General features: G+C 52.5%; 25 protein-coding genes, 1 tRNA gene and 1 pseudogene. 13 read left to right on the top strand and 14 right to left on the bottom strand.

The annotated features are described in order from the left end of the window. From HBO05_RS22385 to HBO05_RS22370, 4 genes are all read left to right on the top strand, one after another. Window positions 1-385, top strand: a 385-nt coding sequence (locus tag HBO05_RS22385) for a lysis system i-spanin subunit Rz (RefSeq protein ID WP_172314069.1), incomplete at its 5' end; no start/stop codon positions are given. Between the two features lie 238 nt (window positions 386-623). Beyond that, window positions 624-1,724, top strand: coding sequence for an ATP-binding protein (locus tag HBO05_RS22380; protein ID WP_172314067.1), 1,101 nt, complete (start codon window positions 624-626; stop codon window positions 1,722-1,724). Then, window positions 1,721-2,050: an STAS-like domain-containing protein gene (locus HBO05_RS22375; RefSeq protein WP_262381442.1), complete on the top strand. Its 330-nt coding sequence runs from the start codon at window positions 1,721-1,723 to the stop codon at window positions 2,048-2,050. Before HBO05_RS22380 ends, HBO05_RS22375 begins: the two co-directional genes overlap by 4 nt. Then, window positions 2,047-2,586 carry a hypothetical protein gene (locus tag HBO05_RS22370; protein WP_172314063.1) on the top strand — a complete coding sequence of 180 codons (540 nt, stop codon included), beginning with the start codon at window positions 2,047-2,049 and terminating at the stop codon, window positions 2,584-2,586. Before HBO05_RS22375 ends, HBO05_RS22370 begins: the two co-directional genes overlap by 4 nt. A gap of 16 nt (window positions 2,587-2,602) precedes the next feature. On the opposite strand, the gene HBO05_RS22365 is transcribed toward HBO05_RS22370, so the two are convergent. The 4 genes and pseudogenes from HBO05_RS22365 to HBO05_RS22350 all read right to left on the bottom strand — a co-directional run bounded on the left by HBO05_RS22365 (window position 2,603) and on the right by HBO05_RS22350 (window position 5,897). Then, window positions 2,603-2,977, bottom strand: coding sequence for a hypothetical protein (locus tag HBO05_RS22365; protein WP_172314061.1), 375 nt, complete (start codon window positions 2,975-2,977; stop codon window positions 2,603-2,605). 384 nt (window positions 2,978-3,361) lie between these two features. Further along, window positions 3,362-4,489: pseudogene (locus HBO05_RS22360) on the bottom strand (tyrosine-type recombinase/integrase). Window positions 4,490-5,352: 863 nt separating this feature from the next. Beyond that, window positions 5,353-5,676, bottom strand: coding sequence for a hypothetical protein (locus HBO05_RS22355; protein WP_169956046.1), 324 nt, complete (start codon window positions 5,674-5,676; stop codon window positions 5,353-5,355). Window positions 5,677-5,717: 41 nt separating this feature from the next. Further along, complete coding sequence (locus HBO05_RS22350; RefSeq protein ID WP_178123964.1) at window positions 5,718-5,897, bottom strand: hypothetical protein; 180 nt, start codon at window positions 5,895-5,897, stop codon at window positions 5,718-5,720. Window positions 5,898-5,963: 66 nt separating this feature from the next. On the opposite strand from HBO05_RS22350, the gene HBO05_RS29370 reads away from it, so the two are divergent. Next, window positions 5,964-6,320, top strand: a complete 357-nt coding sequence (locus HBO05_RS29370; protein WP_169955971.1) for a hypothetical protein — start codon at window positions 5,964-5,966, stop codon at window positions 6,318-6,320. Between the two features lie 49 nt (window positions 6,321-6,369). After that, a complete protein-coding gene (locus HBO05_RS22340) occupies window positions 6,370-6,564 on the top strand; it encodes a hypothetical protein (protein ID WP_169956048.1) in 195 nt (64 codons plus the stop codon). A gap of 84 nt (window positions 6,565-6,648) precedes the next feature. Here HBO05_RS22340 and HBO05_RS22335 read toward each other — a convergent pair whose 3' ends face one another. Then, the gene (locus tag HBO05_RS22335; protein WP_346343164.1) at window positions 6,649-7,788 is read right to left on the bottom strand and encodes an acyltransferase; all 1,140 of its coding nucleotides are present in this window, start codon (window positions 7,786-7,788) and stop codon (window positions 6,649-6,651) included. A gap of 225 nt (window positions 7,789-8,013) precedes the next feature. After that, on the bottom strand, window positions 8,014-9,639 hold the full coding sequence (locus HBO05_RS22330) for a hypothetical protein (protein ID WP_169956052.1): 1,626 nt from the start codon (window positions 9,637-9,639) through the stop codon (window positions 8,014-8,016). Between the two features lie 137 nt (window positions 9,640-9,776). Between HBO05_RS22330 and HBO05_RS22325 the strand changes: the two genes are divergently transcribed. From HBO05_RS22325 to HBO05_RS22310, 4 genes are all read left to right on the top strand, one after another. Beyond that, window positions 9,777-9,965: transfer RNA gene (locus tag HBO05_RS22325), tRNA-Pro, on the top strand. Between the two features lie 476 nt (window positions 9,966-10,441). Continuing rightward, window positions 10,442-10,897: a hypothetical protein gene (locus HBO05_RS22320; protein ID WP_042561996.1), complete on the top strand. Its 456-nt coding sequence runs from the start codon at window positions 10,442-10,444 to the stop codon at window positions 10,895-10,897. Window positions 10,898-10,944: 47 nt separating this feature from the next. Next, window positions 10,945-14,010 carry an N-6 DNA methylase gene (locus HBO05_RS22315; protein WP_042558341.1) on the top strand — a complete coding sequence of 1,022 codons (3,066 nt, stop codon included), beginning with the start codon at window positions 10,945-10,947 and terminating at the stop codon, window positions 14,008-14,010. A gap of 2 nt (window positions 14,011-14,012) precedes the next feature. Next, window positions 14,013-14,687 carry a hypothetical protein gene (locus HBO05_RS22310; protein ID WP_131672193.1) on the top strand — a complete coding sequence of 225 codons (675 nt, stop codon included), beginning with the start codon at window positions 14,013-14,015 and terminating at the stop codon, window positions 14,685-14,687. A 107-nt stretch (window positions 14,688-14,794) separates the two neighbouring features. On the opposite strand, the gene mobH is transcribed toward HBO05_RS22310, so the two are convergent. Further along, a complete protein-coding gene (gene mobH / locus HBO05_RS22305) occupies window positions 14,795-16,534 on the bottom strand; it encodes a MobH family relaxase (protein WP_042558342.1) in 1,740 nt (579 codons plus the stop codon). A 221-nt stretch (window positions 16,535-16,755) separates the two neighbouring features. Here mobH and HBO05_RS22300 point away from each other — a divergent pair, with 221 nt between their 5' ends. Further along, complete coding sequence (locus HBO05_RS22300) at window positions 16,756-16,953, top strand: hypothetical protein (protein WP_007901093.1); 198 nt, start codon at window positions 16,756-16,758, stop codon at window positions 16,951-16,953. A gap of 129 nt (window positions 16,954-17,082) precedes the next feature. Here HBO05_RS22300 and HBO05_RS22295 read toward each other — a convergent pair whose 3' ends face one another. Then, a complete protein-coding gene (locus HBO05_RS22295; RefSeq protein ID WP_042558343.1) occupies window positions 17,083-18,042 on the bottom strand; it encodes a zincin-like metallopeptidase domain-containing protein in 960 nt (319 codons plus the stop codon). Window positions 18,043-18,172: 130 nt separating this feature from the next. Then, window positions 18,173-18,502, bottom strand: coding sequence for a hypothetical protein (locus tag HBO05_RS22290; RefSeq protein ID WP_042558344.1), 330 nt, complete (start codon window positions 18,500-18,502; stop codon window positions 18,173-18,175). A 455-nt stretch (window positions 18,503-18,957) separates the two neighbouring features. On the opposite strand from HBO05_RS22290, the gene HBO05_RS22285 reads away from it, so the two are divergent. Further along, the gene (locus HBO05_RS22285) at window positions 18,958-19,323 is read left to right on the top strand and encodes a DUF3742 family protein (RefSeq protein WP_080896003.1); all 366 of its coding nucleotides are present in this window, start codon (window positions 18,958-18,960) and stop codon (window positions 19,321-19,323) included. Between the two features lie 8 nt (window positions 19,324-19,331). Here HBO05_RS22285 and HBO05_RS22280 read toward each other — a convergent pair whose 3' ends face one another. From HBO05_RS22280 to HBO05_RS22260, 5 genes are all read right to left on the bottom strand, one after another. Further along, complete coding sequence (locus HBO05_RS22280) at window positions 19,332-20,888, bottom strand: conjugal transfer protein TraG N-terminal domain-containing protein (protein ID WP_042558345.1); 1,557 nt, start codon at window positions 20,886-20,888, stop codon at window positions 19,332-19,334. A 10-nt stretch (window positions 20,889-20,898) separates the two neighbouring features. Further along, window positions 20,899-21,207: a hypothetical protein gene (locus HBO05_RS22275; RefSeq protein ID WP_042558346.1), complete on the bottom strand. Its 309-nt coding sequence runs from the start codon at window positions 21,205-21,207 to the stop codon at window positions 20,899-20,901. Between the two features lie 3 nt (window positions 21,208-21,210). Continuing rightward, window positions 21,211-22,593, bottom strand: coding sequence for an integrating conjugative element protein (locus HBO05_RS22270; RefSeq protein WP_042558347.1), 1,383 nt, complete (start codon window positions 22,591-22,593; stop codon window positions 21,211-21,213). Then, complete coding sequence (locus HBO05_RS22265; RefSeq protein ID WP_042558348.1) at window positions 22,590-23,546, bottom strand: TIGR03756 family integrating conjugative element protein; 957 nt, start codon at window positions 23,544-23,546, stop codon at window positions 22,590-22,592. The genes HBO05_RS22270 and HBO05_RS22265 overlap by 4 nt, the downstream gene beginning before the upstream one ends. A 105-nt stretch (window positions 23,547-23,651) precedes the next feature. Continuing rightward, window positions 23,652-23,906, bottom strand: coding sequence for a helix-turn-helix transcriptional regulator (locus HBO05_RS22260; RefSeq protein ID WP_042558349.1), 255 nt, complete (start codon window positions 23,904-23,906; stop codon window positions 23,652-23,654). A 158-nt stretch (window positions 23,907-24,064) separates the two neighbouring features. On the opposite strand from HBO05_RS22260, the gene HBO05_RS22255 reads away from it, so the two are divergent. Next, a complete protein-coding gene (locus HBO05_RS22255) occupies window positions 24,065-24,322 on the top strand; it encodes a LasR-specific antiactivator QslA (protein WP_042558350.1) in 258 nt (85 codons plus the stop codon). The last annotated feature ends 32 nt before the right edge of the window (window positions 24,323-24,354 follow it).

The following is a 24,354-nucleotide window of genomic DNA, read 5'->3' as shown; positions in this document are numbered from 1 at the left end:
GCTGGACAGAATCAGCGCGGTGGCCATCAAGCAAGTGCGCGACGAGCAGGACAGGCGCCTGGGCCTGGAGAAGACGCTGGCCACCTCCGATCAACAACACACCCGAGAACTTTCCGATGCTCAACGCTACCAGGCTCTGCTGCGTGACCGCCTTGCTACTACTGATTTGCGGCTGTCAGTCCTTCTCGACGCCACGGATTCAGCCGGTGGCTGCAACGTGCCTATCGCCCCCGGCGCCGTCGGCGTGGTTCATGCAGCCCGTCGAGCCCAACTTGACCCAGCGCATGCTCAACGAATTGTCGCCATCACCGATGGCGGCGATAGAGGATTGATCGCGCTGCGGGCGTGTCAGGCGTATGCCCGGAAAGTTTCGGAGCCTGATTGACGGAGCGGAAAAATTTCAAAATTGCTTGCCGCGCTGTCCAGTCGCCATTTTGATAGCGCGGAATCTAGCGTTGGCGGCATGAGCTATTGTGGGAACCGATGAGTGACCTTCAGACCGGCTTTTGATAATGTGCGGTGCTGTCATATGCCAAGGACTGGATGATGGTAGGCAATCTACTACCTTGGCCAGTTGCCGAAAGGTAGCGCAGCAAGGAAGTTTTGACCAATTCGGAATAAAGATGAAGCGAATCAGCGCAGAACATAGGGAAATGAAGCAGGCTGCAGGGGAAGCCCGATGGCTCACACGACTGCGCCGAAAGAATAAAATTTATATCCCTGGGAAAGTTGCGCCCATACGCGCTTTGATTGATAGGGATATCTTTATTGCTCCAAAGTACATATCTATTTATGAATTTGAAGGCAGAGTTAGCCCATACAACGAAACAATGGAGTTTCTTCACCAGATCAGGAAAAAATATCGGTGTCGTGACTGCGTAGTTGACTTTTCTCAAACAGAGAAAATCTCTGCGGCGGCATTGGTTGTGGTATATGCCGCAATTGAGCTCGCTGGGAGCGGTCGATTAGGTAAGGCTAGCGTTTCTCTATCTCTTAAGTCTCCTGCGGTTAACATTGCATTAAAATCTAGTAATTTGCATAAGCTTATCAATGGGCTTGAAATTAAATATGCTCTTACGAGCTCCAGAAATATGCCGATCGTATCGAGTGTTGGCAGAGAGCAAATGGATGAGGTCGTCGATTTTATTCAGCGTAGAATCTACGACGGCAAGATGAGTCCGACGCAAGAGCATGTGTACGGCGATGCAGTATCAGAAACTATTAATAATGTCAGGTTGCACGCGTATCCCGGAGAGCCTAACGAAAATAAACGTTGGTGGCTTATGTGCAGTACTTTTGGTAAGCAGCTATACTTGGCTATTTATGATTGCGGGGTAGGGATACCTAAAACTGTAGTGGAGCAACCTTGGTTCTTTCCTCTACTGAAATTTACTGATCCTAAGCTTTACGAAGATATGACTAAAGATATACCAGATTTCGAGAACTCGGGTGTTAAGATTTTCGGTGGTATTCCTACCAGAGTTTCTGATGAAAGATTAATTTATTTTTCGATGCAGAATGATGTTACTGGGACCCGTCAAGAAAAACATGGTCAAGGTAGTAAGAGCATCAAAGCGCTGGTTAACGATACCGATGGTGGCGTATTATGGGTATTTAGTAATAATGGTCTTTATACATTCAATGAGGACGGACAGCAACCAGGTGCGTCTAGGTTGAAGAATAAGTTCCCTGGTACCTTGGTCCAATGGAATATAGAGTTATGAGCCAATATACAATCAGTGTCGTGAAAGATTTTAGTAAGCGTCCATACGGTAGATATCCTGACGACGGTGACGGCTGTGGTCAATACTTTCGGGAAAGGCTACTTGCGCCGAAGTTGCGAGAGTACGATAAAGTTCACGTGGAACTTGATGGTTATAATCGATATGGTCGTTCTTTTTTGGACGAGGCTTTTGGCGGATTGATTCGCGAAGAAGGGTTCACTTGGGATGAGCTGCAAAACAAGCTGACTTATTCTCACGAGCTAGTTAAAAGTATTGAGGCTCTAATTAAAGATCGAATTGATGCTGCAGGTGGTAAGGGTAAATGAACTTTCAAAACCTTCCCGGGCAGCTTATAGTTTTACTGGTTGGTTGGATGTTTACTGTTTATCTTCAGTATAACGCGAACCGAAGATCAGAGGCTCTTAAGAGGAAGGATAAAATTATTGATAGGTTGGATAGCTTGTTGTCTTGGGTGGAGGATGAAGTTGGAAAAGAAAGTTTCAACGCAAGTCGAGCGGAAGAGGCATATACTGGTCTTATGCTTGAGCTCGAGTTGCGCGTGAATCAGTTTAATGGCCATGTGCGCACACCTATAATAGACATTGCTATGGTCGGGGCGTTAAGGGGGTTAGATTTTTTCGAGGCGTCGGGCAGAGAGGAGCTCAGCTATAAAGCTAGAGCTCTAACATCCCAGATAGTTGAAAGGATCGAAGTCGGGTGTGATGAATTATATTTTAGCCGCTCACTGCTAAGTCGCGTTAATAGGTTCGCGTGTGAGCTGAGTGGAGTAGCTTTTGGGTTGTTATCAATTCTTATTTTTACTTTATTGATTTGGACTTTTAGTAATTTGTCTTTTGGATGAGTTTCTGCCTCAGCATTCAAATTAAAGAGTTGCTGAGTTCAGGGTATAGTTCGCTCAGCCTGCGCAGCTCTTCCAGCAGCCGTTGATTCTCCCTGTGTAAATAGTCGCGCTGCTGGGTAACAATCTTCACGCTTTGCACCGAGGCAAACGAGTACTGCTGTTCCAGCATACTTATCTTTTCAAGCGCCTCGGCGAGCTTTCCTTCTGCCTCGGCCTTTCCAGTCGTCAGCAGGTCATTCATTTGGACCAGGCCCGCAACGTTCGCCCGCGCCTTGCTCAGCAGGCGATAGGCGGTTGTGAGCTCGTCCTCGAGTAGCGCGCACTGGTGCTTGTACATTTCCAGAGGCGTAGGGCATCCAAGCCACGTCGAGGTGTCTTCGTCGATGTTCATTGTGGGGTAATCCGAACGCTGTATGTGCATACAGTAATCGAGGTTTGCGGGTTGTGCGATGTGAGGCGACGAGCTGTAGGGGATTTTGGTTTGGTGTTCGGTCGGCAGGACGCCGGGGAAGGGTGTGCTGAGCGATGTAAGTTGCGCAAAACCTTCGCTACAGGCCACGGTTTATCGTTTGCATAAGCACAGGAAATGCGGTTATTTGGTGCCGTGTATAAGTGCATAATTCTATATTTTACAATGGCTTACGTCCGTACAGGGCCAAGCATGGGGTGCTAGGGGTCGAGTGTTCGAATCACTCCGTCCCGACCATATTTTTCAATGACTTAGCCCAACTTTAGCGAGTTGGGCTTTTTCATGCGTAGGGACTTTTGCGGGGGATCATCCCGTTTTTCTCCTCAAGATTGTCAGCGCCGGCCCGCGAGAGTCGGTTGCAGATACTTTGTTCGCAGCTTCAATCAGATGCTGCAGCTCCGGGGTAGAATAGTGGCTCGTAATGCTGCCGTTCTTATGCCCCAACAACGCTTTGCGATCTTCCTCTGTCATGCTTGCTGCACGTAGCCTTCTGCCAAAGGTGTGTTTCAAGTCGTGCATCCTGATCGATCTGAACCCAGGGTGTGCTGGCGCCTGGTGGTTCTTTTCCCACTTGTCCGCTGCGCGCACCCTGGCTTTCTTCCAGGCCGAGTCATTCATGCGATGCATTGCCGTTGGCCCGGACTGATCTGGTTGCCCGTTCGGGAACACCAGGTCTTTGTGCAGGCCGCGCTGCTTGTCGATGATCGACATGGCCACCTTGTTCAGAATCACCAGGCGGTCATCGCCATTCTCCACTCCAGCTTTCTCACTCCGCCCGCCGAACCCGGCAGGTATCAGAAACACGCTGGTGTTCAGCGCCGGCACGCGTATCTCCCAATCCCACCGCAATTTGCAGACTTCCCCGGTGTTCACTTTGTAGAGGGCTATCCTCAAAAGGTGGTCCGGCAGCTCGGCGAACAGCATTGACTGCTCATCCCATGACAGCGGGTAAGGTTTCCTGCTGAACTTCTTTTCTTCCATCATCGATATCATCGGCACGCTTTCCAGCCACGGCCGCTTTTCTGCATCCCGCTACTTGCGGTGGCATAGGTTCAAGATCCTGACGACTCGTTGTAGGGCGATGTTCACCGTCCTGTTCGATACGCCTGGCTTGACCTTTCCCTGTGCTGTCCTGGTCGGCAGATCGCCGATGTACGGGGCGAGCTGTTCAATGTGCGATATGGATAGCGCAATCGATGCCTGATCTTTGTACTCAACTAGGAATCGGGTTGTGGCTGCGCGCCAGGTACGAACCTCGCGCACGCCGTAAACCTTCTCCTGGCGCAGCTTTTCCAGCCGATGGATCAAGTACTGCTCGGCTTCTTCCCTCTCACTTGTTCCAGTGCTTTCTTGAAGTCGGCAACCTCTGACGACTCTGTCGATGTGCCAAATCCCGTTCCTCTCGTAGAGGCCCGACATTGTTTTTCGCGCCATTGTTTTGCTCCTTGGCGCCCACTGCGGGGCGGATTGTTGTCCTGATCGGCCTGTTTTTCAATCGCCATGGCTTCGACGTAGGCGTCTGCCCACTGGTCCAGCTCGTGGCGGTCAAAGCCAGCGGCCTGTTTTCCAATGGGGAATTCACGGACGTGAGGGCGGACGGTGTTTTTGAAAACCTCTCGGCACAGCCGAGATATGCGGGTGCTGCCGAAGCGCGGATGAAACGCGGCGCGGTCTCTAGCACCGTCGCCAGCTTTGTGTTGGCCATAGAAATACCTCGCCAGGCCGTCGCCGGCTGGTGCTGTTGTGAGTGGTTAGGTGTTGAGTTGGGGGGGGCTCGGCTGTGCAGATAGCTGGCGCCAGAGTCCATCGGGAATTGAAAACCGGCTAACTTTCTTTAAGTCTGTGCCGATCGTTTAGTAAACTTCATCGATCGCTACGGAGTGCGTTGATGAAGTTGCTAAGTTTTTTTGTAGATCCATGGTTTTGGGTTGGTGTACCTGCTTTGGTTCTTGGTTTGTTGTTCACATGGCCAACCCTGCTTGGGCTTGGCGCCTCGCTGCTTGTTTGTTCATTTGTCAGCAGGTAAAGGAGAGATTCCATGAGTGCCTACTGGAATGAAGTAGCGGGTTTAGTCCGGCAAGTCGCGAGTGCTATGCCCATTACTGGGGATCGATCTGCGAGGTTCCCGTGCTGTTAAAGAGCGGCGGGTCTTGTGAGGCCCATCGCAGCCCCTGAAGCGCTGCGATGGAGTGAATACGTGCCAATGGTTCATATCGGTCAAGTATCAAAAGTACATGTTTTATCGTAGGCACAAAAAAGCCCGCTCAGTGGCGGGCTTGCTTATGCTGTGTGGTGGGTCAGCCGCGTCTCGCGCCTGCTAATTTCCCGTATTTGGATTCGTACTTATAGAGCATGTCCAGGCACGTCCACTGGATATTGTCCCTAACCGCCGGTACTGGATTAGCATCGCGGTCTCCCCAGCAAAGCTCTATCTCGTGCTGCGCATGTTCTTGATCGGACATTGGTCCAGAAATCCATGCGACCGCAAAAATGACACCAAAAAGGGCGACGGTCGCGACGATCCCCAAGAGCCATTTCGGTTTTTTACCCTGGCCCGGCGACTGGCTGATAGCCGCCCCCGAAACGCGACTTGCTCCAGACTGGTTGGTGCGATTGATCATCAAAATTCCTTAAACAGCATTCCATGCGGCACGAAGATGGCTCATAGCATACCGCCTCGCCAAACAACCCGCCCAATGATACGTACTTCGTTTATTTCGCCATCGCGCAGCGTTTCATCGCCATAGCGCGTCTTGTCGGGGTTGTCGCTACGGATGATCCATCCATCAAAATCAGACTTAACCAAGCGCTTAACGATCGTTCCTTTTGACTGGCTCTGCATGGCGAGTATGTACTTTCAGTTCTGGCACAAAGTGTACCGCAAGTTCATATTTGGCGCGGAGGCCTTATGCGGCCGCTCAAGAAATCGATTGACGATGCTGGTGGTGTTCCGTCTGTGGCCTTGGCCTGCGGGAAAACTCCGCGCGCTATCTACAAGTGGCTTGTTGCCGACGCATTGCCGCGCACCGAGTACACAGGCGAAACCCAATACGTCAAGGAGCCATTACCAATGGCAGATGAAGATCGCTTAAACGAAAAACACGTCAACCAGATGAAAGTCCTGCTGGATGAAAAGTATCTCGGCCTTCTGGACTACGCCGCGCAGATCCACGGCACGAAAAAATCCGTGCTGGCGTGTGAGGTCTTGAAGTCCTGGCTGCTTGACCTTGTTGGTAATTCTATCCGCGACGACCGCGCAGCTTGAAGCGAAACCGTAGGTACTCAGTAGGGATCGCGTAGGGACTGGAGGCGATATGCCAGAAGAAAAAGGCATGGAGCTTGGGGAGTTACTTGATCCAGATGAGATTCGACTGTTGGAAGCCGAGGCGGCGAAACGGGGAATGAACCCCGCAGAGCTGGCACAGCTTGGAATCCAGCAGGAGCTGACCAGACGGACCAGACCAAGAGCCATGACAGGAACGATTCAAGCGTTCCGCAAGAAGCACTGAAACACCAAATTCCAGGCACAAAAAAACTACCGGACGAGGGTGGCTTTTTCTACAGCACCTCAGCGAGACGAATCATGACAAACATCATTCAATTGACAAGTCCCGAGGGTTGGTTCGCTCTCGATCCGCTGCCGCAACCGTGTCGCTGACCCGGGATTCAACCCCGCGCTTGACGAATACAAGCGAGGCCGAGGCGCCAACTATAAGAACCAGGGCCGCGTAGCAGGCGAGGTGCGGCAATTGAGAGAGCGGTACCTTGATGGTCCGAGAAGGCTTTTCCACCAGGTACAGAGACGCAAAACCAAGAATCACAGACGCAGCAATCCCCGCGGCTACGACTGGGGCGTTGTTCGCCATGCCGTAGTAGCCGATTAAAACCACAACCGGCCAATGCCAAAGGTAGATTGAATACGATGCTTCACTGATCCAGCCTGCTATTTTGTTGTTGGTGACGATCGAGGTTTGATCTGCCGCGCGGACCATCAGGGCGGTACCCTGCACCGGGAGTAGCGCCAGCCAGCCGGGCCAAACATCTGCCGCTGTGAAAAACCAGACACTGGCCGCGATCATGATCAGGCCAAAGATGCTGGCCGACTGCTTGTGAGATTGCTTCATTTGCACAGGGAACAAGTAGACAAGGCCACCAACGATCATTTCCCAGGCGCGGGCAGGGAGGGTATAGAAAGCCGTGTTCGGGTAGTGCGTGCTTGCGTATAGGCAAAGTGCGAATGAGCCCACGCCGAGCGCAACCAGTAGGATCCTGGTGGTGTTGAAGTTGAACGTCTTGCGGGCTGCAAGGATGATCAGTGGGTATACCATGTAGAACTGCCATTCAACGGACAGTGACCAGGTATGAAGCAACCATTTCTCATGTGACGCCGTATCGAAGTAGCCGGCATCCTTCCAGTAAACCATGTTCGATAGAAAGGCGATGCTCGATGCCCCGTGCTTGCCCAGCTCTTTATAGTCGCTCGGGATCAGCAGGAACCATCCGCCAACTAGTAGTGCCAGGCACAGCACGGCTAGGGCGGGGATGATCCGCTTGGCGCGCGACAGGTAAAAGCCGATAAGGCGAAATTTCCCAGCGTCGGTCTGCCGGAAGATAATACCGGTCATGAGGAAGCCGGATATCACGAAGAAGATATCTACCCCGGCGAACCCGCCAGAAAAGCCCTTAACACCAAAGTGGTATAGGACCACGGCAATGACCGCTATGGCGCGCAGGCCGCTTATGTCAGACCTGAAGCCTGTATTTTTGGTTTACATGACTTCCCTTTCTCCGGCGTAACCGGGGGCAAATTGATATCGAGCCGAATTCTCCAAGCGAATACTATCCTGTGTCAGGGGGGACGCGTTTCTTGGGTAGCGTTTTAGCAAGGCGCGAACGGGATGAAGAGGGATAATGCGAAGGGCCCAGGCTGAAATGCCTGGGCCCTTTTTTGCGGGGCTTTATTCTTTCTCTATTACCGTGAACCTGAATGGGAACCCGGTATTTTTTGCTTGCAGTATTTCGCCTTCCACGAACACGTTTAGCCGGTCATCGGTGATTGATGTGTTTGTGATTTTGCGTGTCGTCTTGTCGGCGAACTGAACGGTGTTCCCGATCTTGTAGGCAGCAGCATTTTCAGGCGTGTTGTGCAGGAAGAACCCCGGCCACCGCCTTGCAATGCCGTTTGCCCAGTTAGGGTCGGTGACATAGTAGGACGTGTCTTCTTGCATACATGTGACCGTTCCCGCCGAGGCCGTCACCATGTCTTTCGGAAACAATGCAGCCCAGCCTATCGGGTACAGAGCAACGGTGACATTCCCCGCAGCATCCGCAGGCAGCAGCGATGCCGAGCAAAGCTGATCCTGAAAGCTCTCTGCACCAGCGATTGATGTGCGGGTCGTCTTGCCTTCAAACAACCAGCCGATGTTGGCCAGGTACAGCGCGGCGAACGAAGCCAGGCACAGTGCGCCCAGAACACGAACTGCCTTGCTGCCGCGCAGAGCCGAGCCGGCGAGCACCAGGAAGGAGAAGGTAACGATTATGTTCAGCCCCATGAAGTAGCGGTCTGGGAATGTTCCCGCGTAACCCCCAAGAACTTCTGTCAGGTTTTTGCGCATATACACGGTGAAGAATGCATAAATCACGTATGCAATTGCACACATGGAAATGAGGCTTTTGACCTCTCTGGACTTTTCCTTTGTCAGCAAGACGGCGAACAACGCTAGTAGCAGCAACGACAAAATCACAACGATGGTGTCGGTGAGCTGGTTGTAGAAAGGAAACACGAACGGATATATGAAAGACCGCGCAAGGCTGACCTCGATCAGGCTTTCAAATCTAAAGTTGCCGATAACGCCTTTGGCTGGTGAGGCAATCATTCTAAAAAAGATGAGAGCGCCAATGACAAGGCAGCCAGCCGTTACAGCGCCATACTTCTTGATCCACTTCTTGATATCACGATCAATCAGCGTGAAAACAGAAAACGCCAGGGTCAGCACCAGGCACACCGGGTTCGTCGAGGCGCAGAGCAGCAGTGCTATATCTGTAATTGGGGTCGCTTTGGTGCTTCTGCTTTTTGCGAACATCAGCAGCGTAGTGATGAACACAAAGTAGAACCCAATGTTCGATATCTTTCCGAACACCTCGCCCGAAGAATCCCCCAGCGGGATCATCAGCGTGGCGAGAAACACCACCCAACGGATTGCTGTCGGCAGAAACCCTTTCGTGACGTAGTAGCAAAGGACGCTTACTGAGGCGTAGAAAAAGTAAGACCAGAAGGATAGTGCTTGTGGGTAGCAGGCCAGCTTGTCACCACAGAAAACATCAGATGCCAGGGTCGCCAGGTAAACGAACAGCAGGTTGCCCCAGACAAAGTAGTCTGTTTTGGCATTGACTATGGTGTACCACCAGCCCTTGGTCATGGCCGTCCCGAGCCATACCCCATCCTCTGTGTAGGCGATGTTGTTTGTCAGCGGCTCAAGGTTCCTGAGCGTCAGGACCAGCCCTGCAACAACGAGCATGGCGATAACGCCAAGGATTGATACTGCCCTGGTGCTGGAAATTAAGTCTCTGTAGCGGCTCTGCATTTATGGCTCCATGTTGTGAAGAAAGTCCCTTGATTGGCTGCCAGGGCTTCGATTTTGATTTCGGCGGATTCTACAAGCGAACGATAGGGATGTCAGGGTTGATACGATTTAGGGGGGGGGATAGTTCGGCAGAACGCCGGGGCGTAGGGACTTTCTGACTGAAAGTCAGTAGGGAGTTTGGCGGGGATTTATGAAGCCTTGCCCTACCTTGTTAGACGTCGATTGCAGTGGGCGTCCACCTAAGGCGTTGCTATTTAAGGATTTTCAGGACTCCCGCCAGCATGGGGTGCTAGGGGTCGAGTGTTCGAATCACTCCGTCCCGACCATATTTTTCAATGACTTAGCCCAATCTGCGAAGGTTGGGCTTTTTCATGTCTGAAAAATTACTCCCGCATTTACTCCCACAAATTTTTTTGGTCATTTTTTGTGATGCATATTGTACGTGGACTCAGGTAGGCAGCGTCAACGAGGTGTGTGTGGAGGGAAGTTGCGCGCGTGCTGGGAGACACCAACATCGATCCTTTATCCCGCCCCTGGGAGTTGAAACCTGGTTTTTGGTATGCGGGTGCACTCCGGATGATGACTGGCCTTCAATTGGAGGTTGCGTCTGGGATAGCCCATCGGGTTGCCGAGTACACAGCGCAGGATTGCAGGTGGGGGGCTGGAGTGGCTGTTGAATAGTGCTTAGCGTATCTAGGTCAGCAGACTGTTTCTTGCCTTGTCTACGAGGTAAGCATAGATAACAGTAATTTAAGTGGGTATGATGCCCGCTTGGATGTATGGCGGAGCGAAGGGGCAACTGATGCGACTCATCAAGGCGGCTGCAGTTCAAGCGCTCACAGGGCTGACATCAGACCAGCTGAGGGAGTGGACATCTCGTCGACACCTTATCGTGCCCGATGAGAAGCCGTCTGGACCAGGTTCTCGCGCATTGTATTCATGGCAGACAGTGCTTTTGCTTCGACTGGCAGTTGTGTTGAGAGAAAAGTTCCATGTTGAGCTGACATCTCAGAAAAATTTGTTTCTGGGACTGGCGCAAAAGCTCAAAAATCATTCCTTCCCCGCTTTATATGACTCGGTGCTTGTGATTAAGCCTGGCGGTGAATTTACACTGTATCAGTATCGAGAATATTCAAGTTTTAACGGTGATGCATTAGTAATTAATATGAATCCACATTTAGAAATCCTTTCATCTGAGTTTGAGCCTTCAGATGAGTCGCACCAATTTCATCTTTTTCCAGCCATTGCAGTTAAGTAGATACGACATGAGTGGGATATTGCTATTTTGGTCTATGGACAACAATCATGCTGCTTGAGCAATGGCTTAGCGATCTAGCCTATATAAAGTTCCCGCACGAGCTGTACCGGGCCGGCGACAGTATTGGAACTAGGCCCTACGCATCTGAAATTGAGGAAATGCTGGAGATTGGCGGAGGAATTTCCGCGTCTGCAGTCTTCTGTGTAGGGGAAGTACCTACAGTTTGCTTTATAGACTCCCAAACATTACAGCTGCCGCGTCAGAAAAGAGTCGAGCAAATATGTCAGCGGGTCTGGAATCAGAACTTAGCATCGGTGGTTCTTGTTCTTGATCCTGATGGGTTGGTGGCGTATTCGGTAAACGATAGAGAAGCTGAGCCCGAGGTTCTATCACGTGAGGCTGTTGTTGCCCAAGGGTATTGGTCGGCCTACGAAGTGCAGTCTGGATTTATTAAGGATCGCCTCTCGCATTGGTTTTTGCCGGAGGAAAGGGTAGATCAACGTTTGCTTGCTAATTTAAGACAAGTTGTCAAGCAGTTGGCAAAAGAAGGACTTGGTAGTAGTCAAGCAGAAGCATTAATGGCTCAAGTCATTTTCTTATGTTACCTCGAACAAAGAGGTATTGTTGGTGAGGGATATCGTGCAACTCATAATCTTGAAAGGTTAGAAGATTATGTGGCTAAGTCAGATGGTGAGGGTGTTGACAGTCTGTTACGCCAACTAAAATTTGATTTCAATGGTGACTTTCTCAGCTCTAGAGATGGTGGCGCCCCAGATTGGGTTGTGCTCAATGAGCAATGTTTCAGATGTATAAAGCGCTTCTTAGAGGCTGTAGATTTTGAAACTGGGCAGGGGGCGTTCTGGCAGTATGATTTTAGTCATATTCCAGTTGAGCTTATTTCAGGTATATATGAGACGCTGTTGAAAGATCGACAGGGAGCGCTAGGAGCTTATTATACTCCTCGGCACTTGGCTAGCCTAGTTACTGAGCAAGCATTTGAGAGCTTTGATAATCCGGCTGGTTGCACCGTATATGACGGAGCATGTGGTTCTGGTATTCTTCTAACAAGTGCATTTAGGAAGATGCTCAGGCATGCGGAAGTAAGTGGAGGGAGACGACTTACATTTTCAGAACGCGTAGCTCTGATGGAATCAAATCTTTTCGGAAACGACATAGATGAAACGGCTTGCTGGATAACTGCGTTCAGTTTATACCTTTCTCTACTTGAAGGCTTAGATTCTGAAGAGGTAATGCGCCTTCAGACAGATAATAGCTTAAAACTTCCTCGTCTAGTTGGCTCTGGTCTAAATATTCAAAAAGGAGAGCTGTACGGAGATTTTTTCTCGGAAGATAATCCATTTTCAGGTAAGCGTAAGTTTGATATTCTTTTATCTAATCCGCCTTGGCGTGAGTCTGATAATAGTGAAAAGCCAGTCTGGGAGGAGTGGTGTCGTAAACATGTACCTCCTTACCCAGTTGGGCGTCGTCAAATTGCAGCTGGATACGCTTTTAAAGCCACGAGTTGCGTTAAAGTAAATAGTGTTATTGTTTTGATCATGCCTTTAAATCTTGTAATTGGTGCTAGTGATCAATCAGGTGATTTTAGACGGCGTTGGCTAGAAGATGTAAGAATCGAAAGGATAATAAACTTTGCTGATGTGAGGCGGCTACTTTTTCCGGCAGCTAAACATCCATGCGCTGTCGTCCGGGCTCGGCCGAGAAGCTTTGAAGACGAAATCATCTCACTTGGAAGTGAGTACGTCGAGTATTGGGCCCCTAAGACCGATGTAACACTGGCGTTGGGGCGGCTGGCATTACACGAGGCCGATAAAAAGATAATTTCAGCCAAAGAAATATATCAAGATAACTACTTGCTTATTTCAAGTTATTGGGGGGAAAAGCGCGATCAAAAATTACTTCGACGGCTTCAGCGTTTTGGGAGTGTCAAAGAAACTATGGAGTCACGTGAAAGTCCTTGGCTTTCTGGAAAAGGATTTCATGCTGCCAATCACAGTAATCGAGATCGCGAACTAGGTGTGCTAGCTGATCTCTCGTTGATGCCGGCAGATAGATTGCCTAGAGTCTATCCAATAGTTTCTGCTGATGCGCAACTTGCTCGGCTTGCAGATTTTTATCCTATAGTTGCAAGTCCTGGTGGAAAAAATGCGAAGCTTTACTCGGGGCCTAGAGTAATATTTCCAGATGGCTTGTCTGAATCTTATGTTATTAGGGCGATCTATTCAGAAGTCCCCTTTGCTTTTACCTCATCTATTGGGGCAATAGGCGGGGCATCAGTTGATGCTAATCTTCTTAAGTTTCTTATGATTTATCTTAGATCTCCGATAGCGACGTATATGTTGATAATGACAGGTTACTCGGTGATCGGTGAGCGTCCTCGTGTTGCGATTGATGATGTTGAGCGTTTTCCATTTTGCTCGCCGGAGGCGCACAAAAAACCAGAGCTTGCAAAGGAAATAATATTTAAGTCCTGTCAGCTGCTGGATAAGATTTCGGCGGAGTCTGAGTTGCATCGTGAATCAGCATATGATGCAGTAAAAGTTCAGCTTGATAATTTGGTTTTTGATTATTTCATGCTTGCTGAGGCTGAGCGTGTACTAATAACCGACACTGTCGACGTTATTGCTTCTTCAATTCAACCTTCAAACTATCAAGGTCTTACGACCCCTTTGCTTGATAGACCGTCGAACGATGAGATTGATCGTTATTTAACTGTTTTTAAAACAGAGCTTGCGCTTTGGCGCAGTCGTAGCAGAGGCGCGGGAGAGCTGACAGTGGAAGCTGTTATAGATGGAGCTAAGGGCTTTTTTGGGGCAGTTAGAGTTTCTGTTGGGGAGTCCAGCACCGGTGGGCTTAATGTTGCCGATTCTGCTTATCAACGACTGATCGGTGATCTCTATGCAGGGCTAGAAGCTAACCATTCGGTAGAGTCCGAGGGCAAATTATTCAATGTCCCCAATATTTTGGTTGCTGCAGGAGAAGCATTTTACTTTGTAAAGCCGTTAAGGCGTCGGTTTTGGCTTGCTAGAACCGCTCTTGCTGATGCTGACTTGATTGTTCAGACAGTTCAGGCCGCAGCTTGGGGGCGCAATTAGTTATGAGTTCCTCAATCTCAGCAGCTTGGTTTCGCCTATTTCCTGGGCCGAAGATACCTGATGTCCTCGTTTATATGAGTGATACTTGGTCTTCTCTATTGCAAACCTCGCCATCAGCAATTTCATTTGAGAAAGATGAGCCGACGTTAACTGATAATCTATGCGAGGCCCTAAGCGACGAAGACCGTCGTTTCGATTGGGGAATGGATTGTGACTTCCAGGCTGAAACTTGGGAGTTGCGCCGCGCCGCCAATGGTGATGTCTCTCGAATCGCCAGGGCAGATATTCGCGTAATTTTAGGCGCTCCAGGTACTCCGCACTTAGTTCTTGAATTCAAAAAACTAGATGGTTCAGCAAGTAGTAAATGGAAATATTGCTTTGACGGTTTGAATCGTTTTATTGACGGAAAATATGCTGTCGGTCATGAATATGGAATTATGTGCGCTTTTAGTCCATTGGATTTGATAAAGGAGGCAGGTGATTTGGCCCGATATATTGCTAGCGCCGATTATCCAAAAAGGCTGAATTGCATTCCAGCTCCCAACGGGGATGTAGCTGTTTCCCCTTCTATGATGGGAGGGCAGGTACATTTTGATACCAGTCATTTTAGAATAACGCAGAATCCGTCTCTTCCTATAGTTATTCTACATACGTTGCTCCCTTGCCCAGTTGTTTAGATTTTATGTGCTGAGCGAAAGTGTTGTTGCTGGTTGGTGGCGTTTCACTAATGCATAAATATATGTTTAAAGTTGTATATATTTGTTGGGCAGAAGGAGGATTGTTGTTAGTGACCCGTGGAGGCAATATCGTCGATTTTTAGAAAGGGGTTATCTGGGGGAGTCAGTTCAAAAAATAGCTTTGGTTCCTCAATCACATACCCCTTCAGAGTGGTTCTCTTCCTAGGGCCCTGCACTTGGCATGCCCAGATGTTCAGGCCGTTGTCTCGCTTCCTGTGGACCTTCAGATTCTCGAACTGCTTCTGTACCCAACGCCATTCTTCAATCTCTTGATCGACCCTCTTGGCTATGCCAGGAAACTCCTGGACATAACGTTGGAAGAGACCAGGAGTTACCAGAAATACAGTACCACTCACCGTGTGGATTTTGGCCTTGCTGTCATTGATGATCAGCTTATGGCTGAGGATCCCTTCCTTGACCCAATTCAGGAATGTCTGACCAGGGTTGTCCGATGAAGGATTTGAGATTTCGAGGGTGCCTGCTGACGATACATTGCTGACCTCAGACTCTTCCAGCTCGAACATATCCAACAACGTGCCGAGATAGTCGGCATTTTCCATCGTCATTGGATCGGGCTGCGATGGGCTTTGACGCGATCCTGCACTGACGGTCTCCGGCGCTGCTGGTGATGCCGGAGCGTCAGTCGGGTGGTCATCGACTGCCACGCTCACCGTTCCGCTAAAAGTTTCGGGGCGGTCTTCGCTCCCCCAAATCAACGCCGGTTGAAGGCGAAGAAATGTAAAGGTCTGCTCCCAGCTTCCCTGTGCGACAAGCGCGGTCCAGATGGCTTTGCCTTCTGGGGTGGACTCAACCAACCCATGTGACTGGAGTTCGTCGAACACCGCGAGGTTGGAGGAGGGAATGCCTTCTATCGCTTGCGACAGCAGATAAGCTCGCAGCTTGTCGGTGACCGTCTTGCTGACCAGCCACAGCGCGTCCTGAGTCAACCAACCCGCGGCCCCCGGCTGATTAAGTTTCAGCTCGTGCTGAACCAGATGACGTAGTCCGCTGATCAAGTGATGTTGCAGCGAATGAATCGGTGCTTGCAGCGCCTTGCTCGGGTTACCACCGATGTTCTGTGCGGTGGAAACACGGTCGGCCTGCATCACCAACTCACCGAGCACGCCGGCACGTTCGTACTGGCCCGCCAGGACATACAGCAGACTGGCCCACAGTGGCGGAAATCCACTGAGCCAATCGAGGATTGGGCGGTCGAGAATTTGGGTGTAGAGCAAGCCTGCGGCGGCGCCGTGCAGGTGGTAGTCACGACCCTTGATGTAACGAAAACGGTAGGGCTGATCCAGGGAGCCCTGCCAAGGATGCCAAACACGGCCATCCTGGCGTTCGACCAGCAGGTCCACGGCGATCTTGCCGATGTCATGCAGCAGGGCGCCATAGGCGATGCCAGCCGACCAGGCATCGGTCTGGGCGGCTTGGTCTTCGGGCGCGGCGCCGGTGGGAAGTAGATACGACTGACGCAGTTTCAAACTGCAAGCTACCAGCTCCAGGCCATGGTCAAGCATGCCACCGAGATACGCATGGTGGTGCGTCTCGCTGGCCGGGAGTTGCTGGACCTGCTCGGCGTAGCGATGAATCGGATTTAAATAAAGCTGGATGAACTGCGCGTGGGAGAGGGCGGTGTACTGCCAGATGCGATCGAGCAACTGGCGGCGGTGCTCCGCGGCTAACAAGCTGTGGGCCGACTCGATGGGCAGGTAACCTTCGGTGGCGCTCTGTGTCGGTGGCGGAGGGGGCTTCTGACTTTTGTGGCGAAACAGACTGAGCATCGTGACCTCCGGGAAGTGGCTGGGTCAGTGGCCTTTTAGCCTTTTCGGATAGCGCTCTTACCCTTGAGTGCCCATTCCCTTCCAACCCTTACCCGTCCTTTTTGGCTCGTGTCCCTTTGTGCGGCAATCGGAATATGGATTCTCCTAGGCATCATTTTTTGGGGCTAGTACGGAAAAGAAAAGAATCGATACACTGCGGTGCATATTTTTTAGGTCTTGCCATGAACCTCACTGACGCCACGCTTGTGCTGCTGCTCGCGGCACGTATCCATGGGACCGACGAAGCCGTCCGGGCCTCGGCGAAGAGCGTGGTCAAGAAGTTGCCGCGCAGTAAACGTGATCTGATCTACAAGGTAATCGATAGCCGAAGTCCGCTCGAGCTGGTGGATTTTCTGGCGCAGAACCTGGATGCGGAATGACAGGCTGCGAGTGTGTGCCCATCCCTGACTCTTTGCATTAGAGCACCGCGGCATGGGATTTTTCTGGGCGCATCACAGGGCCCAACTCGCGTTGGGCCCTGTGATGCGATTGCAACGGTGAGTTAACGCTCAAACTCCATCGTTCATGCATCGTGAGTCATCCATTACCATCTGCTTCAGTTGCTGCTCCAGGTTGAGTACATACTCCGAGGCGCTTCGGGCCTGACCACTGGCGCGAAAGATCGCGCGTTTGTCAGCCTTGAGCAGGCCGAGCCAGGAGTCGATGTAGCCCTCGTGCCGTAGCTCTCCCTGTATACCGGCGTAGGCACATAAAAAAGCTGCGCCCATCTCGGCGATCAACTCCTCAAACGCGTAGCCTGGCGAGCCGAACGGACAGGCTGACGTCACGCCTTCGCGCTGCAACCGAGAGTGATGCCCGGTCCAGTGCGTCAGCTCATGAAGTGCCGTGGCGTAGTACCCGCTTTCATCGTGAAATTGTGCCTTTGTCGGCAGTTGGATGAGATCCCTGATCGGATGGTAAAAGGCTTCGTCGGCAGGCCGATGAACGATGCGTGCACCTGAACTTAAAAGCAGATTTTCCGCGGCGCTGTTGGGCTGGAAGGGATCACTCTGTTCCGTCTCGAGCAGGGTGCCATTGAGCATTTCGAGCCCTTCCGTTTGCTCGATGTTGAACAGAAAATGTGTCCTGAGAATGCCGAAGTGAGCGACCTTAGGCTGACCGTTTTCATCGAGTACGGGTTGGCCTGACTCAGTCTGTTCCTCGCGCTCCCTAGGCTTGTAGAGCACAGCCAGAGTGCTGTGTTCACCCTTACGGATGTGCCCACCGGCCTTTTTAGCTTGGTTGAAGGTCAGCCAACGATCTTGAGTGAACCCCTGCAATCTGGCCTCGGCCCAGAGCAGCGGTAAATTGATGCCCGAATACGGACGTCGCGTGATGGCATTGATGGGGTAGGGTTGATGGCCGATGTAAGCGGAGCCACTTGAGGACCAGGGTTTGATCCAGGGAGCAACGCCTTGGTCTAACGCGGTAACGATCTTGTCTGTCACGTCTTGGTAGATATCGCGCATGGCAATTTCCTCGAGAGAAAAATGGAGGAACGCCTTGCCCGCCGGGGGAGGGTTCCCCGGTGGGTGATGGGCTGGATTGATGCAGGCCTGCATACCATCCGAATGTGGAGGTGGGCGCCGCCCATTGCGCTTAGCGCTGGTGTTCTCCTGCAAGCGCTATCAGTAAGGCGCCAGGCTGACCCGGTTCTTGGAGTAGGCTGAGACTCAACTGCAGCAACGGGTCGTGGTCGAATTGATCGGTTGGTTCAATGTGGACTACCTCGAACAGCACATAGGGCTTTTGTGGATAGGCCAGGTGGGCTTCGAAGGCTGCGCGCAATACGTGGCTCAACCGATCGACCTGCAGCTTCTCAGCGTGATCGGATTGCTCGAGCATTACTGCGTGCTGCCACGCGCCAGGGGTGAACACGATGGGCAACCGGAGGGTGTTCAGTGTTTCCGGTGTAAGTGAGTCGGGCATGGTATGTCTCCGTTGAGAACGCGAAGAAACCTTTCCCGTGCGGAGAAAGATTTCCCCGCAGTGGGTTGAAGAAAATCAAGAGGGCTTACCTCACGGGCAGAGCTCGAAAGGCGCTCATAAGAGCAGTAGGCGTTCATTACCGTAGAAACGGTCATCGTGCGAGCCACCGAACGCTAATCGCACTTGGGGGGAACCACCATCGAAGTGACGTAGCCTTGAAGGTTCTGGCTACCTGGGAAAGTGCTGTCGATAACAGCGATCCGCACCTTGTATTTAGCCGGACGATTTATCTGGGTCAATCGCTGTAGAGACGATGTTTCGCAGAGCTTGTCTTCTGGCTTCCAATGAGGATTTTTCGGCCGGGGAAACTGATAAACGGTCAGGTATGGGCCGTTTTCAGTAGTAGCCTATTCCTCCAGGCTCAACCATGAAAACGCTCAGAAGAGGACGAGACCATGCCGACTCAGCAACCTGTTCAGAATTCACGTGCCCACCGCTGGGCGTATGCCTGTGGTCTGTCGGTGAAGCGTAGCTACCGTAGGTTGAAAACTTTTGAATCCCGCGTGGTTGAGCGTGCCGAGACCGCAGGTGTGCCCGCAGGTAAATTTCTTGTTCGCGGGAGTTTTCTGACTGCTAAGTTCGCTCTGTTCGGAGCATTTCTTTTTGTCAGCTTCTGGTTGTTTGTGCTGATGTGCACAATTGTCGTATTTGCAGCTGTCCCATTTCAGGGGTCAGACACTCCAGATAGTGACGATCTCGATGATCCAATGCATAGAACTTCTTGGCCTGAGCGTTACGATAAATGGGGTTCTCTGAAGTAGGCTCTTGGTTACTTTGAGCTCGATTTACCCGAAACAATTCTTGCACCGCTCATCAACTGAGAGGTCCCGTTAGAGCTCGCTGTCTGTGCTGCGTGGGTTCCCCTGCTGAGCATTCCTTCTACGCCTGAACCTACGCTATATCCGGCCCAACTCATTGCCCCGAGAAAAAGCATCGGTAGCACGATGAACATCGCCCCCATTACATACTCGATCACCTGCGCCGTGACGGTTCCATCCATGAGGCCTGATGTGGGCAGCGACAACAGCACCTGATTTGACGCTGACACTTGGTTGTACAACGTATCGAGCATGCTGGAGTCGACCCAGCGCGCCAGTTCCCACCAGAAGCTCAGCATGTGTAAGGTGAACATGGCAAACGTCACCGTCATGACGGTCTTCAGCTGGTAGGTACTGACCAGCAGGATCAGCGGCAAGCTGATGATGACGCCCATGATCAGGAATGCCTGCACCATCGGCAAGGCTGCGCGTAGTGCATTCATTGCCGGGAAGTTGCTGAAGGAACCGAGGGCCAACCCGGTATTGGTGGCCAGGTTATTGAGCCCCTGATTGATCGAACCGCCACGAGCGCTGGAGCCGTAGTCCTGATACACCTGTCCGGGCGACATGGACATCGATTGCTGGCGCGGACTAACCAGCTCGCGAAGGGTGGCATCTTCGATCTCGTTGCTCGAACGCCCAGTCAACCAACCTTTCAACTGAGTCAGCAACGAGGGATTAACCTGCTCGATCAAGCGTTCGCGTAGACCGACACCGCTGTCGCTCCACCACTGTTTACAGGTGGGGTAGCCCGCGCCATTCTCCAGCCGCGGTAAGGAAACATCGCGGTTGTCGTCATACGGCCAGCTGACTCTCGGTGTACGTGAGCGATCCGTATCGTAGTAGCCGGGTGTGTCGAGAAAAAAGCTTGACCCGATCCACGCTGCGTCGTGACTTTGTGCTTTGTCCAACTGCGGACGGTTGGTGAACAGCCGAGAACGGGAATAGCCGTAGCAGTCGCGGGTGAAGTCGGCGACTTCCTGCAGTAGGACCTGATTATCGATGCGCGAGCTGTCGATCTCCATGCGCATTTGTCGGATATCCGGTGCGCAAGGGATGGAGGCGGTGGCTGCCGCAGTCACGCCTTTGCTCAAAGCATGCACCAGAAACCACCAGATCGGCACATTGGCGGAGCGCCCGCCGATGGTATTGAAGGTCGTCCCCCAGGCGGTTTCTGCTGGTTTGGCCACACTTACGCCGCAGCGCTGACTCGCCGCATCATCGAACGCCATAGAGGCGAGACTCAACGGAAAGACAGGCGCGCAACCGAACAAGACGACGATGTAGGCCAGCCACAACCGGTTCTCGATCCGTGGCACCGAGAGCAGCCCCTTGTTGCCTTCGTCCGCGCCTTGCTGACGGGCAGATAACCATTCCTGCAAGATGATTGCACCAAAGGGCGCGGCGAACAGTCCTGTGTCGGACAGGACACTCCAGAGGCCGTTGTTGATGATCCAGGCCAGGAGAGAGAGGTAAAACTCCAAGTAACTGTTGGTGCTCATGAGCATGGTAATGACCTCACAGTCGGGTGAGCTCGACGCAGATAAAGAGCAGGAGTCCTAATGTCCCGATGCGTTTTATGCGCCGTCGATCCTGTGGTCGATGTTGGTAGCGCCGAAGCAGGTCCCACCAGAGTGCAAAGAGAGCGCCGTAAAGCAGCGCACGCCACCACCGCAGATAAGGCTGTGCGGATTCGAATGCCTGCTGCCAGGCGTCGAAACTACCCAGCGCGGTACGACCGATCCAGGCGGCCAGTGAGGCGGTCAAGATCATCACCGCAACAATCCCCAGACTTGAAAGCAAAGTGAATAGCGGTGAGCGTTTCATGGCTCACTTGCGCCTGGCGTCAGCATCATTGAGTCGACCCGGCTCAGGGTCACCTTGCTCGACGGTGCGCGAAGCCTCGGCACCACCCGCATGTCGATCGAGCACGAGGCTGGCGGTGTTGGTAGCCAGCATTTGTCGAACCTGCAGTTCGGTCTGCAGCAGGCGTATTTCACGCTCCAAAGCGTCGATGTTTTTCGTCAAGGCGGTCTGGGCCGGCTCGGCGGAGGCGATGTTGGGTTCGTGACTGCCTGCCAGTAGTGTGCGCAGTAGCAGCAGTGCCTTGTCCAGGACGCTGGACAGGGCCGTCTCACTAGCCAGGCGTCGTGCCAGCAGATCCTGATCGGGATCGTCGCGCAGGGCTTCGATCACACCACGGCTCACCGGCAGCATCGGGCTGGAGGCTTTCGCCAGGTTGTCAGGGATAGGGGGCAGAGAGCCAGACAACAGCCCTTGCAAGGCCTTAAGGCGCTCGTTATAGGCCTCCTGGATCAGCGGCGTCAGTCCACTGCCTGCGGTCGCACGCAGGGTTTCGCAGCTATCGCAGGTCGCGACTTCGCTCTCACCCAACACTCGAACGGCCCATTCGGATTCCTCTTGGGGCGAGGTCCATGTCTGGCAAATAGCGCCACCCAGGCAATCGCTGCTACTGATCGAGGCACTGTCGTCCACCGTCCGGTTATGCAGCAAGTTGTAGCCCGCACGCACCACGTCGGAGGTCACCCGAATGGGCGTCTGCCCATCACCACCAGCCTTCGAACCGCCGACCCAGGTCACTCCATTGTTGCCGTTATGGGCCTCGGTATTTTTCACCGCGGCCACTGCATCGCCGCCGGTTTGCTCCAGGTTGCCTTGCATTTCTTGGTTCTTGGCCAGTGCACCCCAGCCGGCTTGACCTACTTTGTCCGCCATCTTTTCGGCCATGGCCTGACAGGTCAGCTTGGAACGGTCGAAGTCGATACGACCTTGCATCACTCCGTTGCTGAGCAACTCATAGAGTCCTGGATTGGCGCGCTGGATGATCAACGCCGGCAGCGACATCACCGCTTGGGTCGCGTTCTGCACGACGCTACCCATGATCTGCTGAAAACCTTCGGTGACGCCGTTCAGCTGGTTTTGCAGGGTGTTGGTGAGGCTCATGTTTCCGCACATCATGTTCGCTCGCCAAGAACCACCGACACCGAGACCACTGGGTCGATAGAGCGAACTCGGTGAACCGACTGCCGAGCCGCCACCAATGGTGTACATCACGCGGTCATCGAGCACTTCGCCTTGAGTGCCCAGGCGGTAATCGTCTTCGGCGGAGTGGGCATGCGTGGCCATGGCAAGCAGTCCACAGAACAACAGACTCATCGCGCCCAACCATGGTCGTGCGAGAAGCCGGCTCATGAAGCACCTCCTTCGAAGTCGATACTGAACAGAAAGGTCTGCCCCTCACGTTTGCAGCAGCTATAGGGACGCCAAAGCGACCAGGCGTATCCGCCATCCGCGCTCTGGACTGGATTGCTGGGGAAGATGGCGCACGTGGGCTGAATTTGGGGGGAGAGCAATTGCCATTTGTGGGTCGAAGCGTCGTTTTCGACGATCGGGCCAGGTGGCCAGTAGCCGTCGTGTCTGGCTGGTGTGAGTGGTAAGTACACATGCGGCTGCCAGTTTCGGGTAACTACATCACCGGCCCGTTGTGCCATGACTGCGGCTGCCTTGAAATCGTCGGGCTGTACCAGAAAACCCTGCCGGGGATAAACGTTGCCCCACATGTTTCCTAAAACTTGACTACCGACTTCGCGGACCCCTGGCACAAGTGACTCGGGGTAGAAATTTTCCGGGATGCCATGGCGCCAGGCCAGTGAGTCCAAGGTACTCAAATAGTAGGGCATGAATGCAGTTGCGCCGCTGGCGCAGGCGTAGCCGGATTGTGAAGCCAGTTGCGTGGCTGCCCATCCGCCAGGGTGGCCTATACCATCGACGTTTTTGAACCGGGGCAGGTTGTTGCGGTGGGGGTTCGGGGTGATAAGGTTGCCGCCACCTTCCGCACCGCTGACGGGAGAGGAAAGGGTGGCCATCTCGATCCAGGGGTTATTGCCCGTGGCGGTGTAGCTTGAGACCACCAGTTCAGGAATGAAATGACGAACCTTGGTCGAGGTTTTGACTGTGCAGCCGAACGGTGTGCAGAGCAGCCAGAAGCAAATGCCGACGACCCTGTATTCGAGGCAGTCTGGCGAAAGCACGGAGGACGTGATGCTTCCGGTGTCCAGCGCCATGCTTGGACCGCATGCCAGCAGGATGCTCAGTGCCAAGGGTCTTAGCTTTGCGGGAGATATTGACGAGCAGACGGCAGTCATAATCCAGGCTCAATATGTATGGCCTGGGCAGATTCGGTGAGGGGCTGGAGATTGTCAGCGGAAATTATGGAAGCGGGTGTATCGGGTTTGCGAGACGTGAGACTATTATTTGACGTGAAGGAAGCTGCGCAGGATGTCGGGTTCCACAAGTAACTGATCTGCCGTAATTTCCAAAATATTGGCGAGCTTGCACAGAACCAACAGCGACGGATTGCCCGTGCATCGTTCGATTTGACTGACGTAGGTGCGATCCACCTCGGCCATGAGCGCGAGCTGCTCCTGGCTAAGGTTTTTCACGCGTCGCATCAAGCGGATATTTTCCGCCAGCCGCAGACGAAGCTGTTCGTAGTCTTGAGTCATGCGCGCAAATTGCGCCTTGAGGGACTCTCAATCCACGGGATATAGTCTGCATTAGCATTGCTCTATGCGATTTGAATGCTTATGGCTGGTACCTAGAGCCTATATGTTTTCGAAGCTGGCCTTTGCGTCTGAAAATAAATCAGAAATTTAGGGTGTATATGGACGAAAACTACATTTCAATTCCGCCGGCGGATGGTTGTCCAAGTCTTTTGACGCCGTGGGGTAGCGAATTTTCCTCAATGATTGAGCGTGGCGTGCAATGCGCCCAGGCTTGGCTTGATGCGCCTGGCGAAATTCCGCTGTGGTGGGAGCTGGCGCAAACCCGCAAGTCCTTCCCTGTCGGTGACTGTCAGGATGCCTTTGAAGCCGGATTTTTGTTGAGGGTTCAGCAGCGTCTCCGGGGAGTACGGCAATAACCGTTATCTCGTTTTAGAGCGCTGAATAGATT

The sequence above is a fragment of the Pseudomonas sp. WS 5079 genome (assembly GCF_012985465.1).
GTDB lineage: Bacteria > Pseudomonadota > Gammaproteobacteria > Pseudomonadales > Pseudomonadaceae > Aquipseudomonas.
Note: the sequence above shows the minus strand (reverse complement) of the source record. Positions and strands in the feature narration are given on the sequence as shown.

Coding starts and splice junctions, on each gene's coding strand:
- HBO05_RS22375 (WP_262381442.1), top strand. CDS start 1,721: ATGAGCCAATATACAATCAGTGTCGTGAAAGATTTTAGTAAGCGTCCA.
- HBO05_RS22285 (WP_080896003.1), top strand. CDS start 18,958: ATGCCGACTCAGCAACCTGTTCAGAATTCACGTGCCCACCGCTGGGCG.
- HBO05_RS22315 (WP_042558341.1), top strand. CDS start 10,945: ATGCTGCTTGAGCAATGGCTTAGCGATCTAGCCTATATAAAGTTCCCG.
- HBO05_RS22270 (WP_042558347.1), bottom strand. CDS start 22,593: ATGAGCCGGCTTCTCGCACGACCATGGTTGGGCGCGATGAGTCTGTTG.
- HBO05_RS22340 (WP_169956048.1), top strand. CDS start 6,370: ATGCCAGAAGAAAAAGGCATGGAGCTTGGGGAGTTACTTGATCCAGAT.
- HBO05_RS22320 (WP_042561996.1), top strand. CDS start 10,442: ATGCGACTCATCAAGGCGGCTGCAGTTCAAGCGCTCACAGGGCTGACA.
- HBO05_RS22310 (WP_131672193.1), top strand. CDS start 14,013: ATGAGTTCCTCAATCTCAGCAGCTTGGTTTCGCCTATTTCCTGGGCCG.
- HBO05_RS22295 (WP_042558343.1), bottom strand. CDS start 18,042: ATGCGCGATATCTACCAAGACGTGACAGACAAGATCGTTACCGCGTTA.
- HBO05_RS29370 (WP_169955971.1), top strand. CDS start 5,964: ATGCGGCCGCTCAAGAAATCGATTGACGATGCTGGTGGTGTTCCGTCT.
- mobH (WP_042558342.1), bottom strand. CDS start 16,534: ATGCTCAGTCTGTTTCGCCACAAAAGTCAGAAGCCCCCTCCGCCACCG.
- HBO05_RS22300 (WP_007901093.1), top strand. CDS start 16,756: ATGAACCTCACTGACGCCACGCTTGTGCTGCTGCTCGCGGCACGTATC.
- HBO05_RS22365 (WP_172314061.1), bottom strand. CDS start 2,977: ATGAACATCGACGAAGACACCTCGACGTGGCTTGGATGCCCTACGCCT.
- HBO05_RS22265 (WP_042558348.1), bottom strand. CDS start 23,546: ATGACTGCCGTCTGCTCGTCAATATCTCCCGCAAAGCTAAGACCCTTG.
- HBO05_RS22290 (WP_042558344.1), bottom strand. CDS start 18,502: ATGCCCGACTCACTTACACCGGAAACACTGAACACCCTCCGGTTGCCC.
- HBO05_RS22380 (WP_172314067.1), top strand. CDS start 624: ATGAAGCGAATCAGCGCAGAACATAGGGAAATGAAGCAGGCTGCAGGG.
- HBO05_RS22275 (WP_042558346.1), bottom strand. CDS start 21,207: ATGAAACGCTCACCGCTATTCACTTTGCTTTCAAGTCTGGGGATTGTT.
- HBO05_RS22280 (WP_042558345.1), bottom strand. CDS start 20,888: ATGCTCATGAGCACCAACAGTTACTTGGAGTTTTACCTCTCTCTCCTG.
- HBO05_RS22370 (WP_172314063.1), top strand. CDS start 2,047: ATGAACTTTCAAAACCTTCCCGGGCAGCTTATAGTTTTACTGGTTGGT.
- HBO05_RS22350 (WP_178123964.1), bottom strand. CDS start 5,897: ATGCAGAGCCAGTCAAAAGGAACGATCGTTAAGCGCTTGGTTAAGTCT.
- HBO05_RS22355 (WP_169956046.1), bottom strand. CDS start 5,676: ATGATCAATCGCACCAACCAGTCTGGAGCAAGTCGCGTTTCGGGGGCG.
- HBO05_RS22255 (WP_042558350.1), top strand. CDS start 24,065: ATGGACGAAAACTACATTTCAATTCCGCCGGCGGATGGTTGTCCAAGT.
- HBO05_RS22330 (WP_169956052.1), bottom strand. CDS start 9,639: ATGCAGAGCCGCTACAGAGACTTAATTTCCAGCACCAGGGCAGTATCA.
- HBO05_RS22260 (WP_042558349.1), bottom strand. CDS start 23,906: ATGACTCAAGACTACGAACAGCTTCGTCTGCGGCTGGCGGAAAATATC.